This is a genomic window from Vibrio sonorensis (assembly GCF_001854765.1).
Classification (GTDB): Bacteria; Pseudomonadota; Gammaproteobacteria; order Enterobacterales; family Vibrionaceae; genus Vibrio; species Vibrio sonorensis.
In genome coordinates this window covers 221,343-237,944 of record NZ_LJJE01000092.1, presented here as the reverse complement: position 1 = coordinate 237,944, position 16,602 = coordinate 221,343, and the positions used below count along the sequence as shown (strand labels likewise).

Sequence of the window (16,602 nt, the reverse complement as noted above, 5' to 3'; positions counted from 1 at the left end):
TAAAGAAAGGAAAGTTATGAAGCTCATTCGTTGGATTTTAGGCCGCATTATTCTGGCCGGAAATGCTCTATTTTCACCAAAAGGTGTGACTCGTGATTCACACGCTCAACAACAAGTCGATCTAAAAGCACAGTCTATGGCGCTCTATCAATTCGAAGCATGCCCATTTTGTGTCAAAGTTCGCCGTGCGATGAAGCGTCAATCTGTTGATATTGAAGTGAGAAACGCGAAAACTGAACCACATCGCCAAGATCTAGAGCAAGGTGGTGGCCGCGTAAAAGTACCTTGCCTGAGAATTGAAAAGGATGGTGACGTCACTTGGATGTACGAATCTTCAGATATTGTCTCATACTTAGAAAAAGAGTTTGCCTAACTCAAAGTAGCTCACGGCACGCTCAACCATAAGGAGCAGTCATGCAAGCGATACCATTGGAAGTACAGCGATTAAAAGCGATCGTTTTTGATTTAGACAACACTCTGGTCAGTTCAAATATGGATTTTCAATGGCTTCGCCACCAGTTGGGCTGCCCCTTAGATCAAGATCTCCTCGCCTTTGTCGACGATATACACTGCCCTCAGCAGAGCTCCCAAGCCTCTAAAATGATTTTGCAGCACGAGATCGATGATGCTCAAAGTTCTCATCCCATGCCTGGGTGTCATCCCATATTGGAATACATAAAAACAAACGCACTTTTCACCGCAGTGATCACGAGAAATTGCGCCGTCGCTGCGGCTCAAAAACTCGATCACAACAGGCTTTCTATCGAGACGGTGATCAGTCGCGAGCACTTTCCCCCTAAACCCGCGCCAGATTCTTTATTGGCACTCACTGAAAAATGGTCAATTGAACCACAAGAGATGCTTTATGTAGGGGATTATTTGTACGATTTACAAGCCGCTTCTAATGCGGGAGCCCCCAGTTGTCTGGTGACTAACGGCAAGGAAAGCGCATTTGAGAAACACGCCTCTCTTACCGTACCCACCTTGCACGACTTGCTGTCCGTCCTTAGGACTGACCCGACTGTTTAGTCTCCGCTTTGTGCTCATACATTTTTTTGTCTGCGCGTTCTAGTAAGCTCTCTAGCGTAGTTGGCGTATTTTTGTTCCCTGATACCAGACCATAACTAAAGCTAATGGAGTATGGCAAAGTGGTCGATGCATTAAACGAGTCCACCACTTTTTGGAATCTATGTATCGCAATAGTCGCTACATTTTCTGAAGCGCCAGACATAAACACCACAAACTCATCGCCACCTAGCCTTGCAAACACATCTGAATCTCTGAACCCCTTTTCCAACAGAGCCGAAAAATTCTTTAACACTTCGTCCCCCATTTGGTGACCGTGACTATCGTTGATTGCTTTTAGGTCGTTGAGATCAAAATAGGCCAGTGAATAAGGGAAATGAGCAAAAGTACAGTAGTTGAGGCTTTTATTGGCCAGCTCTATAAACCCGCGTCGATTGGAGATCCCTGTCAGTTCATCAAGAGAAGCGGTATGGCACGCGCACAACTCTCGTTCTGCCATTTTGGCAAGATCAATAAGATCTTGCAGCGACTCTTGACCAAACTCACGTGGCTCAGTATCTATAATGCATAAAGTACCTAATACACTTCCATCTTCATACACGAGTGGCACACCGGCATAAAATCGAATATGAGGCTCAGAAACCACAAGTGGGTTATCTAGAAATCGACTGTCCTCAAGTGTATTTTCAATCACAAATGGCTGGTCACTCAAAATTGCATGACCGCAAAATGAGATGTCACGCGGTGTTTCGCTAACGGGTAAACCGAAGCACGACTTAAACCATTGTCGGTCACTATCAACTAAGCTCACCAAAGAAATAGGCACATCAAATAGGCGTTTGGCCAAACGAGTCACGCGGTCAAACCTCTCTTCATGAGCGGTATCCAGTACTTCCAAGTTTCGGAGGTTTTGCAGACGAATGTCTTCATTGTCTGGAAAAGGGGGTTTTTGCATAGTTCTCTTTCGCACTATTCATCTTTTTATTAAAAGTAGTCGACACTTCGACATTCAACAATGTGTAAACATTTTACATAACCACTTAATTAGCATGGATTTACACATACGAGACTTGTCCTTTTTTTAAGCGGCCTTATTTAGTATGTCACCGTTACCTATGCCACAATGAGTTGATAATTAAGACGGCAAGGCAAAGTATGAGTAATAAAAAAGTATTGGTGCTGTTCGCACACCCTTCTCAAAAACGCTCAGAGGTCAACACTCCTCTTTTTCGTACCGCACAAGAGACTGAAGGTGTCACTGCGGTTGATCTTTATCGAGAGTATCCCCACTTAGATATCAATATCGACCGAGAGCAAGAAAGACTGAGAGCACACGACATCATTGTCTTTCAGTTTCCACTTTATTGGTATTCAACGCCGTCTATATTGAAAGAGTGGCAAGATTTGGTCTTGGAGTACGGCTTTGCCTATGGACACGATGGTCTAGCGCTGAAAGGAAAAAAGCTCCTCTGCGCCATCACCGCAGGTGGCCGAGAAGACGCTTACCAATCTGATGGATACAATCACTTTACGATTCGTCAACTGCTAGCCCCGATAGAGCAGATGGCCAACTTGACTCATATGGAATACATAGCCCCCTTCGCCCTTTTTGGCTCTCGTACCGCCGCAGAAGAGCAACGTATCGATCAACATGTCGCTCGATACCGAAAACTACTTGAGCAACTCGTTCTCAATCAGATCGATTGGGAAAGTGCTAAAAACGCAGAACAGCTCGATATTACTGTATCCTCAGAAACTTCAGAGGCATCGCTATGACCGTCTATTTTTTGCAGGCTTTTATCTACTTAGTCGCTGCTGTTATTGCAGTGCCCTTAGCAAAGCGCTTTGGTCTTGGTTCCGTACTCGGTTATCTTATTGCAGGCGTGATCATCGGCCCAATTACTGGATTAGTGGGAGAAGAGACTAACACCATTCAGCACTTTGCCGAGTTTGGTGTAGTCATGATGCTGTTCCTCGTCGGCTTGGAACTAGAACCTAAAATGCTATGGGCAATGAGAAATCGCTACTTGGCTTAGGTGGGTTGCAAGTGGGGATCACGACAGCGGCAGTCACTGGAATTGCGCTCTTTTTTGGACTTTATTGGAGTATCGCGCTAAGCATAGGTTTGATCTTTGCTCTCTCTTCTACGGCTATTGTTCTGCAAACCTTTAATGAAAAGGGATACACACGTACCGAGGGAGGCAATAACGCCTTCTCTGTCCTTCTATTTCAAGATATTGCCGTTATCCCTATGTTGGCATTTATTCCGTTGCTCGCTTTACCAGATTGGTAGAAAAAGCGCAACGCACAGCGGTCTCCGCTGCCGAACATCATCCAGAGATAAGTCTTGTCGCTGGATTACCCGGCTGGGCCTACGCCCTAGTCATTTTAGTGTCTATCGTCGGCCTTGTTATCGCAGGCCACTATCTCAGCCGTCCACTGTTTAAATTTGTTGCCAGCTCAGGGCTTCGCGAAATTTTTACCGCTACCGCCTTAATGCTGGTTGTTGGCATAGCAGCACTAATGAGCCTAGTCGGCTTATCACCCGCTTTGGGCACGTTTTTAGCTGGAGTGGTCTTGGCAAACAGCGAGTTTAGACATGAGTTAGAATCCAATATCAACCCTTTTAAAGGTCTGTTATTAGGGCTATTTTTCATTACCGTTGGAGCAGGCATCAACTTTGCGTTACTTTTTGACCAATTAGCGCTGATTTTAGGTTTAACCATTGGTGTTATGGCACTTAAAGCTACGGTTCTAATGGTACTGGCCTTTGTTTTTAAAGTTCGCGGGAGTGACCGATGGCTGTTTGCGCTTAGTCTTGCACAAGCGGGAGAATTTGGATTTGTTTTGCTGAGTTTCTCCGTTCAAAACCACGTGCTTCCTATCGGTCTATCGCAAACCCTCTCTCTAGTGGTAGCGATTTCCATGTTTTTAACTCCGGGGCTTTTTATCTTGTTTGATAAAGTGATTTTGCCGCGTTTTGAACGACAATCTAACCAAAGAGACGCCGATCATATCGACGACCAAGGGACTGTCATTATTGCCGGAATCGGTCGTTTTGGGCAGATAGTCAACCGTTTACTTGTTTCAAATGGCGTAAAGACCGTCGTGTTAGATCACCAAGCCGACCAAGTAGACAACATGAGAAAGATTGACACTAAAGCCTACTTTGGTGATGCTACGCGGCCAGACTTACTGCATACCGCAGGTGTTGAAGATGCTCAGCTCGTCGTTGTCGCTATCGACAACCCCGACGCAAGTTTAGAGTTAGTTAAGTATTTGAAACACACGCATCCTAAACTTACTGTTCTGGCAAGGGCTTTTGACAGAGGTCATGGCTACCAGTTAAGGCAAGCAGGAGCAGATGTTATCGAGTCCGAGACCTATCATTCTGCCATCGAACTAGGCGGACAGGCGCTAAAACAACTCAATGTACATCCCTTTGATGTTGAACAGCAAAAGCGAGCTTATAAACGCATCGAAGAAACACAATCCGATTTGCTGTATCAGGCTTGGGTCAACAACTCCACCAGCGAACGCTATGACAACAACTATCGCGAGTTGTTTATGGAGCTAGAGCAACATATAAAAACGGCATTAGTTACAGATAGAAGTGACCGCCACAGTCAAACAGAAAGAAGTTGGACACCGCCCCCTAAAGGCTATGCCGACGATTTAGAATAATTAGAAGCTCGGATAACCGAGCTTAAGCAAATAAAGGCAATTGCATGTCACAAACCGTTACTACACCTTCTCTAGGTCGTCAGCTTTTTAGTATGACTTGGCCAATGCTATTCGGTGTCCTTTCACTGATGAGTTTCCAATTGGTCGATAGTGCCTTTATTGGTCAACTCGGAGTATTACCGCTCGCCGCACAAGGTTTCACATTACCTATTCAGATGGTCATCATCGGAATACAAGTCGGTTTAGGGATCGCGACCACCGCCGTTATCTCAAGAGCAATTGGCGCAGATAAACTTCGTTATTCAAAACAGCTAGGTGCTCTGGTTATTGCCGTTGGTAGTGTTAGCGTTGCGGTAATTGGCGTGATTCTCTATTTGATTCGCGTGCCCTTGTTAAAACTGCTCAGTGCTCCGGATACAGTATTTGTCATTATTGACGAATACTGGATCTATTGGCTGGTCAGCGCGTGGACGGGTGCTGTTCTTTACTTTTTGTACAGCGTCTGCCGCGCCAACGGAAACACTATGCTCCCCGGTACAATGATGATGGTAACCAGTGGTCTAAACTTAGTTCTTGATCCCCTGTTTATTTTTACCTTGGACATGGGTATCAATGGCGCAGCAGTGGCGACCATACTCGCATTTGGCTCTGGTATTGCCATTGTTCTTCCTAGAGTTTGGAAAAAGCAATGGGTACTGTTTGACTGGCACGATATGAAAATTGGCCACAGTTTAAAGTGTTTGGGCAACATCATGGGACCTGCCATGATCAGCCAATTACTGCCGCCGTTATCGTCTATGCTAGCCACCAAACTACTCGCGAGTTATGGCACGGCTGCTGTGGCTGCATGGGCATTGGATCTAGATTTGAATTTTTTGCCATTGTGTCAGTACTGGCGTTAACCATGTCTATGCCACCAATGATCGGCCGATTACTCGGTGAAAAATCTCTTGGAGAGATAAGAAAGCTCGTCTCCATTGCATGCCAATACGTGTTGATCTTTCAAGCCGCTATTGCCGCTGTCACTCTGCTGGGTTCTGGTTTTTTAGCCAGCATAATGACCAGTGAGTCTAAGGTAGAAACCATTTTGACATGGCACCTTATGATAGTGCCTTTTAGCCTCGGTCCATTGGGCATCTGCATGTTGTTGGTTTCAATATCCAACGCACTTGGCAAATCTTATACAGCATTGACTATCTCTGCTTTGCGGCTATTTGCCTTCTTCCTTCCTTGTTTATGGGTTGGTGCTCAAGTCGCGGGATTACAGGGCCTGTTCTGGGGGGCGTTATGGGCAATATTGCCGCCGGTATCTGCGCTTGGCTAATGTACAGAAATGCTATGGTGCAACTCGAACAAAAACTCTTGCTAGATTAGGGGTTGCAATCGCCCAAGTATCCCTATACGCTGAAAATCAACCATATGGAATGGTTTGCTCAACAACCAAGGATAGATATCTCTATGCGTTCAACTTACTTTTGGCTCCTCCTCCTTCTTATGCCTGTAGCCCGGTAGGTTGAACTGTGCCTGGCTACGAGATAAGTAGCCAGGATGTCCTATGTCTCGTAGCCCCAATAATTACACTAAGGATACGATGACAATGACAACCAGCACTTCAGAATCAGAATCAAGCCATTCGCAATACCAGTTAGGGGTAATATTCGCCCTACTTGCCTGCGTTCTCTTTTCTATCAAGCCAGTCATGGTAAAAATCGCTTATCAATACGGCGGGGATGCAAGCTCTATTCTGGCTCTCAGGGCGCTAAGTTCGTTGCCCTTTTATCTAGTTATTCTGGTGCACTTGTGCCGAAAACAAGAACATCGCAATAGCCTTCAAAAGCACGGCTTAAAAGCGGCCGCCATTGGCGTTTTGGGGTATTACTTCGCCAGCTATCTAGACATTATGTCGCTAGCATATATTTCAGCCCAGCTAGAACGCCTTCTAATTTTTATGTTCCCTACTTTTGTCGTTTTGATCAGTTGGATTTTTTATGGCACTAAGCCAAGCCGCTCGGTGTGGATAGCAACCATCGTAGGGTACATGGGAACCGCACTGATATTCACCCATGACCTATCCACCTTTGGTTCGTCGGTTACGGCTGGCGCAGCGCTCGCGATAGGCTCTGCTCTGGCGTTTTCCTTTTACCTAATTTGGAGCAAACCTCTGATTGGTCATATGGGTAGCTCACTCTTTACAAGCGTGGGTATGGGCAGTGCAGGTATTGCCATCGTAATTCACTTAATGCAAAGCGGTAGCAACCCTTCTACTTGGTCCATGGACTTAATTTTGTTGGGCATCTTTCTTGGCATATTCTGCACTGTCGTTCCCTCGTACTTGGTCGCTGCAGCGATGGCAAGGCTCAGCCCTACTCAAGTGAGCTTAACCAGTAACATGGGGCCGGGGATCACCGCTGCCGCTGCCGTGTTACTTTTGGGAGAACTATTCACGGTGTGGCACGCCATCGGTATGACTTTAGTTGTCTTGTCTGTTGTCGTAATCAACAAAAACAAATGATTCTAGTACCGGTGATTACGTCAGAGAAAACGGGTGTAGCCCGTTTTCTCTGCGCTTTAAATTAAACAATAGAATATTAACTATTAGATATCTTCATTGGTTTCTAAATAATAAAGTCGTATGATTCAACGACCTAATTACATTAACCTAATTCATACAATGCGCTCTAACCACAACCCATTGCAAGGGGCAAGTTGGATGCTGACTGCCGGATTGGCATTCGCTATTGTCAACAGTCTCGCGCAAGTTGCTAGTATTCATTTTGGTCTTTCTTCTACGACCGTGGCCCTCGTTCAGTACGCTATCGCTTTTGTCGTCATTTTGCCGTACCTAAAAACACTCGGTATTCGCAACTCTTTGCGAACCCAGCATTTAGGCACTCATATTTTACGCGTTTTCCTTTCTGTTATCGGCATACAGCTTTGGCTTTGGGCTCTCGCCTATCCCGTGCCTATTTGGCAAGGTATCGCACTTTTGATGACTTCACCTCTGTTTGCCACAGTGGGTTCTGGCCTGTTCCTCAAAGAAAAAGTAGGAGCTGCAAGGTGGCTAGCCACGTTAAGTGGATTCGGCGGTGCGATGATCATTTTAGAACCGTGGGCGGATGACTTTTCTTGGGCAACACTCTTGCCCGTAGGAGCGGCCTTCTTCTGGGCTTGCTATTCACTAATGGTGAAGAAACTTTCAAGTGATGATTCGCCATCCACCATGGTCGTCTACCTTCTGGTTTTGATCACCCCATTTAACTTATTACTGGCCTTTCCCGACTGGCAAACCCCATCTGGTTGGACATTTGGCTTATTCTCATTGGCGCGGGAACGATGACCGCCTTGGCTCAGTGGGCGATTGTGAAAGCCTACGCCGTCGCAGACGCCTCTTTTGTACAGCCTTTTGATCACGCCAAGCTGCCCCTTAACGTGTTAGCGGGTTGGATGGTATTTGGCTGGGTTCCTCCGGGTCGTTTATGGCTAGGAGCGGCTATAATTATTTTATCCGTGGCATTTATTACCCATTGGGAAACAAAAAAACCACGTGCTTTGAAATAATCTTTTCACTCATCCGTTCTATTAACGTATGAACTTTGTTTGGGAGAACTCGAATGACCACACCAGTCAAAATTACTTTGTATCGTTGGGGCGGAAGCTGGGGACCTTTTAGTGTGAAGATCCCATGCGGTGAATGCACGCTCACTAAAGATATTTTGGCGGATACGTTCGCCAACGAACTCGACGGTGTGCCTGTCGAGCTCGAAGTGAAAGACTGGCTTTCTCATTGGTGGGAGCCACTCGCCAAAGGTGCGTGGCATGCGCCAATCTTGGTTGTCGAGGGCAAAGTCGTCAGTCAAGGGGAAGCGTTAAACCGAGGAGTTCTTGTCCAATCAGTGATTCAAGAGTGGACCAAGCGCGACACACTCCAAGGCAATATTGTCTATGGCAAAGCCACATGCCCATTCTGTGTCAAAGCAAAGAAATTGCTCGACGAAGCTGGAATAGATTACACCTATCACGATGTGGTCAAAGAGAGTGCCGCCTTGTATCGAATGATACCTGAGGTTAAAGCCCACATAGGCTTGAAAACACCTGTCACTGTTCCACAAATTTGGATTGAGGGCACGTATATTGGGGGGGCCGACAATCTGGAGGTCTGGATGTCAGAAAACGGCCATACGTCCATACCGGATAACGTCGTTGGCATTGAGTCAAACCAGACTTCGGTCGGATAAAAAAAGCCCCATTCGGGGCTTTTTCTTTAAACTTGAGGCAATGTTAAGCGCGCTTGGGTTGTGAATAGGTTTTTCCCGCCGCTTGATAGGTATCTTTGCGTTTGACTTCAAACTGCGCATCAAAAAACCAAGCCACAAACCGAATAATGTCTTCACCTTCGTTCATAACGTGCTCTACCAGTTCTTCATCTTCGCCCTGTTCATTTTTTTCAATCACTAGGTGATAGATGCGCTTTTCGCCTTCGACTTCGGCAAGGGCAAACTGTCCAGTAATCGACTGAGCCGCTTGCGAGACTTCTTCATTTTCGCTATTGCGAAGCATTTCTAATGCCTGAGGAAGGTTTTCTGTCTCACACAGTGCATTGACTAATTGGTTAAACTCGTTTTGTTCCATGATTCGGAGACCTTAAAGCGATATCAATGGGCGGCATTGTATGTCTTCCGCTCAAGTCATACAACTCGTCTAACAAAAATACCGAGTCGTCGGAAAAAGCAATTCATCATTTACGAGTATTCCAGCTTTTTTTCCATCTCATACGGGCGATTGAACAGCAATACAAACGCCATCGTGCCAGCAACGACAAAATAGAAGACACCTAGTAGCAGCGCGCTATTTATCCAGTTGGTTACGATATAGCCGCCGAATACCCCCGCTAAGCACATTTGTATCGAACCGGAAAATGCCGACACCGTTCCCGCATTTTTCTTATGTGGTGCAAGGAGCATGCTGATCGATAAGGGGAAAGATAGTCCTTGTGCCAACGCCAACAGAGTAAAAGAAAACACTAGGTTAAATACGCTCATTTCTAAAGACAGCAGGCAGAATCCCGCCAAGGCAAGCACCGTGATAGAAAATGCCAGTATTTGTCCCGTCGCGTAGTATCGATTTAAAACGTTTAGCGCGAGCGAACCAAACAATAGACCCATAGAAGGAAGTATCATGATGGTGCCATACTCAGCGGCGGTTAACCCTAATTCAGTTTGTAACAGAAACGGAAAGATAGAGAGGGAAACCACCGCCGCGAGATAGGTTAGCCAATTATAGCTTGCGCTACTCATCACCTGCCTGTCGGCAAGTAGGCTAGCGTATCGATGAAACAAGCTAAGTGGTTGAAATGGCTTTTTTGAATAGGGCAGCGTTTCAGGAAGTATCAGTAATCCCAATGCAAAAATAGAACTTAGGTAAAGCAACACAAAGGAAAATACCGCAATCCAACCAAATTGAAAGGTGATCCAGCCCCCTAATACGGGGGCGACGATTGGCATAATTGAAGCGGTCACTGAGATGTAAGAGAGTGCTTTGGTTAACTCTTTTCCATCATAGCTGTCTCGTAGCACACTTCGACCAAGAACCGATGCACTGCCCGCGCCTAAACCTTGCAGCAGCCTTCCTACTTCTAACATCCAAAGGTTGTCGCGAACGCCACACAAACCACGGTTCCCACTAGATAGATACCTTGGCCGATAATAAACACTGGACGTCGCCCAATTGAATCTGACAAGGGGCCATAAACCAACTGAGAGAGTCCAAAACCGACCAAAAACAGGGTAACTAACTGCTGAATTTGTGCCTGAGACACTTGCAAATCTTCGCCTATAGATGGCAAGGAAGGTAAGTAAATACTTACACCAACTTGACCAGTGGCAATGATCATCATAGCAAGTAGTATTGGCGTTTTTTTCATTCAGCTGTGGCCTCTTTTGGTACTGTGTTTGTGTAAAAACGGGGGGAACCGTTTAAAACCTTGATGTCACAAAGTTTAATTTACTTCTCTTTATGTGATAATACTTGCCGTAGGAAAAGAATTAGTTCCCATTAGGAAACAGTAAAGGTTTAATATGGATTGGTTGCAAAGCGTACAAAGTTATATACGGGTCGTCGAAGAGGGTAGCTTTAACGGAGCTGCCAGAAAGCTCGATACAACGAGTTCCGCGATAAGTAAAAGAGTACACTGGCTTGAAGAACGCATTGGCGCGCAACTACTAAAGCGCACGACCCGATCCGTGACTCAAACCGAAGCGGGTGCTCTGTTTTACGAAAGAGCCAAAGTTCAAATAGAAGGCTGGCAATCCATTGTTGATGAAACTCGATCGGTCAGTCAAAACCCCGCTGGGCTTTTAAAAATTGGGGCCACCTTGGCTGTGGGCTCTAAGTTTCTCGTTCAATACTTAGATGAGTTTCAAAAGCTCTATCCAGATATCAAAATTTTGCTACTTACCACCACACCCGGCCAGCTTCCCGAGTTGAGTTTGGACCTTTTTATTAGCAGAGAGATCGAGCAGCTCAACTCGCTGAGTTTTAAAGCGACACCACTGTTTGAATACAAGCTGGGATTCTACGCTTCCCCAGACTACATAGAACGCTTCGGGAAGCCGAATCGACCAGAAGATCTCAACGAACACAATGTATTACTTTACGGGGAAAGGCCTTTTCGGGAGTTTAGACTCGGTCCAGATAAACGTTTGACATTGCATGGAAAGTTTACCACCACTAACGTTGAATCTCTGTTTTACGCTGCAAAAGCGGGCATGGGAATACTGGTGTCTAGTGACGTAATGATCAAAGAAGAAGTCAAGCAAGGTCAACTGCAAAAGTTACTTCCCGACGTAACTATTGATGAATCAACAGTCTACGCTTACTACCCAAAGCTCGATTATGACCACACTCGAACCCAACTGTTTTTGGACTTTATCAAACAGCGTTTAGCCGACGAATAATATTCTTTTTTGAAACAAAACTATAGCCGTAGAATGACAAGAAAGTACCATCGACTCGTTTGAAATTGAATGACCTGTGTACCATAGTAACTAGGTGCATATATATAAAAAAGTGAAGCACAATCACTAAAACGCAGGTTAAAAGTTATGGCTAGGAACTCTCTCACTGATCCCGTTATCAGTATGGGTGTCATTAACGACATCTTACTGTTAGACGGCGCTGAGTTGATGGATACCGTCACACTCACTCTTCATAAGCAGTTCAGCTCGTACTGTACTTGTATAATAGAGCTGGACAGGTTTAACTATCAGGCTCAAACCCTCTCTTACGCTTGTTACAACAAGCTACAACGAGACATTCACTACCCCTTAAAAGGCACGCCGTGCGAAAGTGTGAGTAACTCCGAACGCGACTTTTGCTTGTACAGCGAGAACGTTTCTCAGCACTTTCCCGAAGACACTTATATTGTTGAACACGAACTCCAAGCTTACTTAGGCATCCCCCTTAGAACTCGCAGTGGAGAAGTCCTCGGCGTATTACTATCGACGTTTCAAAGTTCTATTCTCGCCGATGAAGATGTGGTGTTTTACCACAAGCTCTTTGCCAATTTAGTGTTGCACGGCCTAAGAGCTAAATGGCTTTCCGCCCGTTCAGACAGTTTGGTAAACCAGCTGAGCTACGAAGTATCTCACGACAACTTAACGGGTTTGCTCAATAGAAGCTTTTTATCGGATAAGTTAGAACGCTTGACAGAAACCAGTCCAGAGCCGTTTACCCTCGCTTACATCGACATAGATAACTTCAAATCAATCAATGACTTATATGGTAATTATATCGGTGATCAGATAATAAAATTTGTTGCCAACACCATAATCAACAGCCTTCCCGAAGAGAACTCTGCATTTCGGATCGCTGGTGATGAGTTTGCCTTCATCACCCATTCTGGCGACCCACTGAAAATATGTCGTAAAATCATTAACCGATTGGAAGAAGGGTACACTGATCCTTCTCACACCATCAAGGTTGGTGTAAGTATTGGCATTGCGAGAAAGTCGGACAGTCGCTTAACCGCTGATCAATTGATACTCAATGCCAGTTTGGCCTTAAAAGACTGTAAGCAACAAAACAGCACTCATGTACAGTGTTACGACACTCATTTAAGCGCTCAATACTATCGTCGCACTATGATTATCGATGCGCTTCGCAACGAGCTGGATAAACCCTTTGGTTCGAACAGTGAAATTTACGTTCTGGCTCAACCCATTGTTGAAAGAAACAATGACAGTTGGAACTATTTCGAAATCCTAGCTCGCTGGAATAGCCAAGCGCTCGGTATCGTCTCTCCTCTTGAATTTATTGAAGCCGCTGAACAATCGGGCCTTATTGTAGAACTTGGAGAGCGCATTGTAGAGTTAGCTTGTGAAGCTAAACTTGAGTTAGAAAGAGGTCTTGGGCATAAAGTCAGGCTGGGTTTAAACTGCTCGGCTCACGAGTTAAGTGATTCTAACCGCTATCTTCAGCATTTAACTAAAACCATTGATAAGTATGGCTTCTTTCCCAATGAGTTCACCATAGAGTTGACAGAAACGGTGCTGCTTTCGCAAACCAATGAAGTTCGCTTTATTCTCGACAAACTAAGACAATTGGGCTTTATGGTTGCACTGGATGATTTTGGTACTGGGTACTCAAGCCTTAACTACATACACAGCTACCCTATCGACTGTATAAAAATTGACTCTACTTTTATTAGAAACATGCTCAACAACGACTCATCTGAAAGAGTGGTTTGGCTGATCATTCAGCTAGCTAGTCAGCTTGGGGTGGAGTTAGTCGCGGAAGGTGTTGAGAACCAAGAAGCACTAGAAAAACTCTACGGCATGGGCTGTACACAAATTCAAGGATATTACTTCTCCCGTCCAGAGACCCCGTTAGCCATTGTGAGTCATCACTCAAACATCCTCGCTGTTAAACGGCGCGTGTCTAACGGTTAAAACAAAGCCCCCTAACAAGGGGGCTTCTATTCTATTGAGCTGCTAGTTTGAGGTTTTTCAACTCTATTAAGCGTTCAGTTCATCTCTTCTGGACTTAAACTGAGCCATTTGCTTTTTAGGTACTGAACTAGCCATCGGAATATTCGCTTTTACTGGGTTCACTGCGCGACCTCTAACGATCAACTCATAATGTATATGAGGCCCAGTGACACGCCCAGATGCCCCTGCTAAACCAATTCGTTGGCCACGTGACACTTTTTGCCCTTTTTTCACCAGTATCTTATGTAAGTGAAGGTAGCGCGTTTTGTAGGTAGAACCGTGCTTAATCACCACATATTTCCCCGCATAAGGGTGGTTGCGAGTCATCACAACAACACCGTCACCCGTTGATACTATGGGTGTCCCCGTTGGCATGGCCCAATCGGTTCCATTGTGAGGAGATACGCGACCTGTCACCGGATGCTTTCTTCTCGGGTTAAAGTGAGAACTCAGGCGATACTTTCCGTTAAAGGGCTTGCGCTGAAACGCTCTTTGCAAACTCTTACCATCGGCGTCATAGTACTGACCATCTGTGTGAAGATAAGCAGAATACTCTTTCCCGCGGTTATAAATCTTTATCGCTTGGATCTCGCGATTTCCCGTCGCCGTATCACCAATAAACTGGCGCGACTGAACCACTTCAAACTTGTCACCCGCTCTTAAATCTCGAGTGAAATTGATTTTGTCTTTAAGAAGAGAGACAACGTGCTCTATCTCTGAACTGCCCAACCCAATGCGATTGACTGATTGAGAAAAGCTACCGTTAATTTCACCGACCAACGCAAACTCTTTCCATTCGCCAGGTATCGTTACATCGTTAAACTCGTAGCTTCCATCTTCGGTGCGAACATATTCAGCACTTTTCACTAAGCTAAACTCTAGCGCCATTTTATCTAGCTACCGTCGATTTCCGACTTCCAGAATCTCAAAGTGTTACCGGGTCTTAAGGTGTCTAAAGCGAGATAGTTTAAGTCTGTTTCCATCACTTTCATCAGCTCGCTATAGCCAAAACCCAGTTGCTCAAAAATCTTACTCAAGGTATCGCCACGACGGATGACATACTCATAGTCGGGGAGGTTTTGAAACTCTGCTGGTTCAGAAACGATGGATTGAACCCATTCAGTATCGGGTATAGATAGGTCTATAGTTCGAGACAAGCCGTCGCCTTTCAACGCATTAACGGAAACGAGCGCCATCAATGGCAGACTAAACAACCACGCTTTTTTCTTTTTAGAAAGTGAAGATATTCGTGCTTTTGTGTTTCTAATGAGCACAACTAGACCCTAACAGTATTATACAAAGCAACAAGGGTAAGGTTTTACCACTGAAAAGTCATCTTTGTAATGTCAAAGATAATAAAAAAGGCGTCGAAACGCCTTTATTTTTACTGATGAGTTGAGATAACACTGTTATCTTCACCAAATCCATTTGGCTTGTACTGATCTGCATTTGGGTCATTAAGCCAAACATCATTGTCCATTAGGTATCGGAACTCGTACTGAGCATCCTTAGCTAAGCGAACTTTACATTTATAAGATTGAGTCTTGGCGACTTTCTTCATTTTAGTTGGTTGCCAATCACTGAAGTCTGCGACTAACGCTACTCCACCCTCTACTTCCGCAGCGGGTAGTTCAAAAGTCACCTCAACTTCGTCTTTTGTTTTAAAAAATCGTTTGTTTATCATTGATATCTCCATTCCCTGCAATTGAATCCATCTCAAGTCTGACTAGGCCAATATAAGCAAGTTATCGCATATAAACAATACCGACGTTCGTTCTGGTGACGTTCGGTAAGCCGTTAATCTTGTTTTTTTAGTGAAAATCTTTGATTAACGGAAAAGAGTATAGTCTCAGATCGCTGAGGTGCCTCACTCATAGGTTGATCTTCATCACGTTGCAGGCTCTCAACCGCGATAATTTTCTCATTGACCATCACGTCCTCAATAATAACTCTGTCGCCAATAAACTGAGTATCAGCCACAACTAACCGTTGACGCTGGGAATCAAAGGTAAAGGTTGCCAAGTAATAAAAAAGGCCCGTCCCCTGATTACTTATCGACATCACGCCAGCAAATGCGTGTTTGTCTATTGGAGTTAAGAAACGCGTATCGACTGTGACCTTACCGCGAACCTGACCATCATCGTAACCACCAGTCGCCATCGATTTTTCACTGTCGTATTTATCAATAAACGCAAATGCGTGAGTGTCAGGTACCGATATGGTCCAAGGGTTTGGCGTCTGCAACTGAAACAGTTGTGCGACAATAGGGTTTGAAGCGACGGGTGCATGGAACTTATGCATTATTTCCTCATCGCTAAGAGAGAAGCGATAGACACCCGCAATGACAACCACCACAAGAAGCACTATTGGAGTTAATAAGATCAGAGGGATTGGTAGTCGTTTTCGCATAGTCTCACTCAAAGGTAAAAGATTTGTAAACCCAATTTAATGGTGGTAAACCTTAACAATAGAGTTTCGATATCTCAAGGAGTAGATATGGCCGAATCTAACCATACTCGAAGCGCGGATTGCGCGTGTGGCCAAGCCAGTGTTAGGTGCCAAGGAGAGCCTGTGCGAACCTCCATTTGCCACTGTTTTGAATGTCAAAAGCGAACCGGAAGCGTGTTCGGTGTGCAAGCCCGCTTTAATAGAGAACAAGTCTCCATATCTGGCGATCTGACTCGCTTCTCTCGGTTGGCAGAAAGTGGCAATGAAGTCGAATACTCCTTCTGTCCGAGCTGTGGCACCACCATGCTTTTATCCCTGAGTGCAGCGCCTGAGTTTTTAGTGGTTCCCTTGGGCCTCTTTACTGAGCAGGACTTACCGCAACCTAGCTTTTCAGTTTATGAAGAGCGCAAACACGGCTGGGTTAAGTTCGACTGCGAAATTGAATCCATCCGCTAGTAAC

The 16,602-nt window shown here is 45.2% G+C and carries 12 protein-coding genes and 5 pseudogenes; 11 read left to right on the top strand and 6 right to left on the bottom strand.

Going from position 1 to position 16,602, the window contains the following annotated elements; all coding sequences use genetic code 11:
* The first annotated feature begins 16 nt into the window (after nucleotides 1–16).
* On the top strand, nucleotides 17–373 hold the full coding sequence (locus BLO31_RS16895) for a glutathione S-transferase N-terminal domain-containing protein (protein WP_070969354.1): 357 nt from the start codon (nucleotides 17–19) through the stop codon (nucleotides 371–373).
* Nucleotides 374–414: 41 nt separating this feature from the next.
* Complete coding sequence (locus tag BLO31_RS16890; RefSeq protein ID WP_070969351.1) at nucleotides 415–1,029, top strand: HAD family hydrolase; 615 nt, start codon at nucleotides 415–417, stop codon at nucleotides 1,027–1,029.
* On the opposite strand, the gene BLO31_RS16885 is transcribed toward BLO31_RS16890, so the two are convergent.
* The gene (locus BLO31_RS16885; RefSeq protein WP_070969348.1) at nucleotides 1,007–1,981 is read right to left on the bottom strand and encodes a GGDEF domain-containing protein; all 975 of its coding nucleotides are present in this window, start codon (nucleotides 1,979–1,981) and stop codon (nucleotides 1,007–1,009) included. The two genes, BLO31_RS16890 and BLO31_RS16885, sit on opposite strands and share 23 nt — an antisense overlap.
* Before the next feature lie 200 nt (nucleotides 1,982–2,181).
* On the opposite strand from BLO31_RS16885, the gene BLO31_RS16880 reads away from it, so the two are divergent.
* The 6 genes and pseudogenes from BLO31_RS16880 (at nucleotide 2,182) to BLO31_RS16855 (ending at nucleotide 8,945) form a co-directional block, all read left to right on the top strand.
* Nucleotides 2,182–2,802: an NAD(P)H-dependent oxidoreductase gene (locus BLO31_RS16880; RefSeq protein ID WP_070969345.1), complete on the top strand. Its 621-nt coding sequence runs from the start codon at nucleotides 2,182–2,184 to the stop codon at nucleotides 2,800–2,802.
* Nucleotides 2,799–4,710, top strand: a pseudogene (locus tag BLO31_RS16875) (monovalent cation:proton antiporter-2 (CPA2) family protein). Before BLO31_RS16880 ends, BLO31_RS16875 begins: the two are co-directional and overlap by 4 nt.
* Before the next feature lie 44 nt (nucleotides 4,711–4,754).
* Nucleotides 4,755–6,084 (top strand): annotated as a pseudogene (locus BLO31_RS16870) (MATE family efflux transporter).
* A 217-nt stretch (nucleotides 6,085–6,301) separates the two neighbouring features.
* Nucleotides 6,302–7,222 (top strand): DMT family transporter, encoded by a 921-nt coding sequence (locus BLO31_RS16865; RefSeq protein WP_070969341.1) that lies wholly within the window; start codon nucleotides 6,302–6,304, stop codon nucleotides 7,220–7,222.
* A gap of 198 nt (nucleotides 7,223–7,420) precedes the next feature.
* A pseudogene (locus tag BLO31_RS16860) lies at nucleotides 7,421–8,268 on the top strand (DMT family transporter).
* 53 nt (nucleotides 8,269–8,321) lie between these two features.
* Complete coding sequence (locus BLO31_RS16855) at nucleotides 8,322–8,945, top strand: glutaredoxin domain-containing protein (RefSeq protein WP_070969336.1); 624 nt, start codon at nucleotides 8,322–8,324, stop codon at nucleotides 8,943–8,945.
* A gap of 43 nt (nucleotides 8,946–8,988) precedes the next feature.
* Here BLO31_RS16855 and BLO31_RS16850 read toward each other — a convergent pair whose 3' ends face one another.
* Nucleotides 8,989–9,339: a hypothetical protein gene (locus tag BLO31_RS16850; RefSeq protein WP_070969333.1), complete on the bottom strand. Its 351-nt coding sequence runs from the start codon at nucleotides 9,337–9,339 to the stop codon at nucleotides 8,989–8,991.
* Between the two features lie 110 nt (nucleotides 9,340–9,449).
* Nucleotides 9,450–10,630, bottom strand: a pseudogene (locus BLO31_RS16845) (multidrug effflux MFS transporter).
* 154 nt (nucleotides 10,631–10,784) lie between these two features.
* Here BLO31_RS16845 and BLO31_RS16840 point away from each other — a divergent pair.
* Nucleotides 10,785–11,663, top strand: coding sequence for a LysR family transcriptional regulator (locus tag BLO31_RS16840; RefSeq protein WP_070969330.1), 879 nt, complete (start codon nucleotides 10,785–10,787; stop codon nucleotides 11,661–11,663).
* 147 nt (nucleotides 11,664–11,810) lie between these two features.
* On the top strand, nucleotides 11,811–13,655 hold the full coding sequence (locus BLO31_RS16835) for a putative bifunctional diguanylate cyclase/phosphodiesterase (RefSeq protein ID WP_070969328.1): 1,845 nt from the start codon (nucleotides 11,811–11,813) through the stop codon (nucleotides 13,653–13,655).
* 66 nt (nucleotides 13,656–13,721) lie between these two features.
* On the opposite strand, the pseudogene shyA reads toward BLO31_RS16835, so the two are convergent.
* The 3 genes and pseudogenes from shyA to BLO31_RS16820 form a co-directional block, all read right to left on the bottom strand.
* A pseudogene (gene shyA, locus BLO31_RS16830) lies at nucleotides 13,722–14,968 on the bottom strand (peptidoglycan DD-endopeptidase ShyA).
* 110 nt (nucleotides 14,969–15,078) lie between these two features.
* Nucleotides 15,079–15,378 (bottom strand): isoamylase early set domain-containing protein, encoded by a 300-nt coding sequence (locus tag BLO31_RS16825; RefSeq protein WP_070969324.1) that lies wholly within the window; start codon nucleotides 15,376–15,378, stop codon nucleotides 15,079–15,081.
* Nucleotides 15,379–15,491: 113 nt separating this feature from the next.
* Nucleotides 15,492–16,103 (bottom strand): hypothetical protein, encoded by a 612-nt coding sequence (locus tag BLO31_RS16820; protein WP_070969320.1) that lies wholly within the window; start codon nucleotides 16,101–16,103, stop codon nucleotides 15,492–15,494.
* Nucleotides 16,104–16,190: 87 nt separating this feature from the next.
* Between BLO31_RS16820 and BLO31_RS16815 the strand changes: the two genes are divergently transcribed.
* The gene (locus BLO31_RS16815; protein WP_070969317.1) at nucleotides 16,191–16,598 is read left to right on the top strand and encodes a GFA family protein; all 408 of its coding nucleotides are present in this window, start codon (nucleotides 16,191–16,193) and stop codon (nucleotides 16,596–16,598) included.
* The last annotated feature ends 4 nt before the right edge of the window (nucleotides 16,599–16,602 follow it).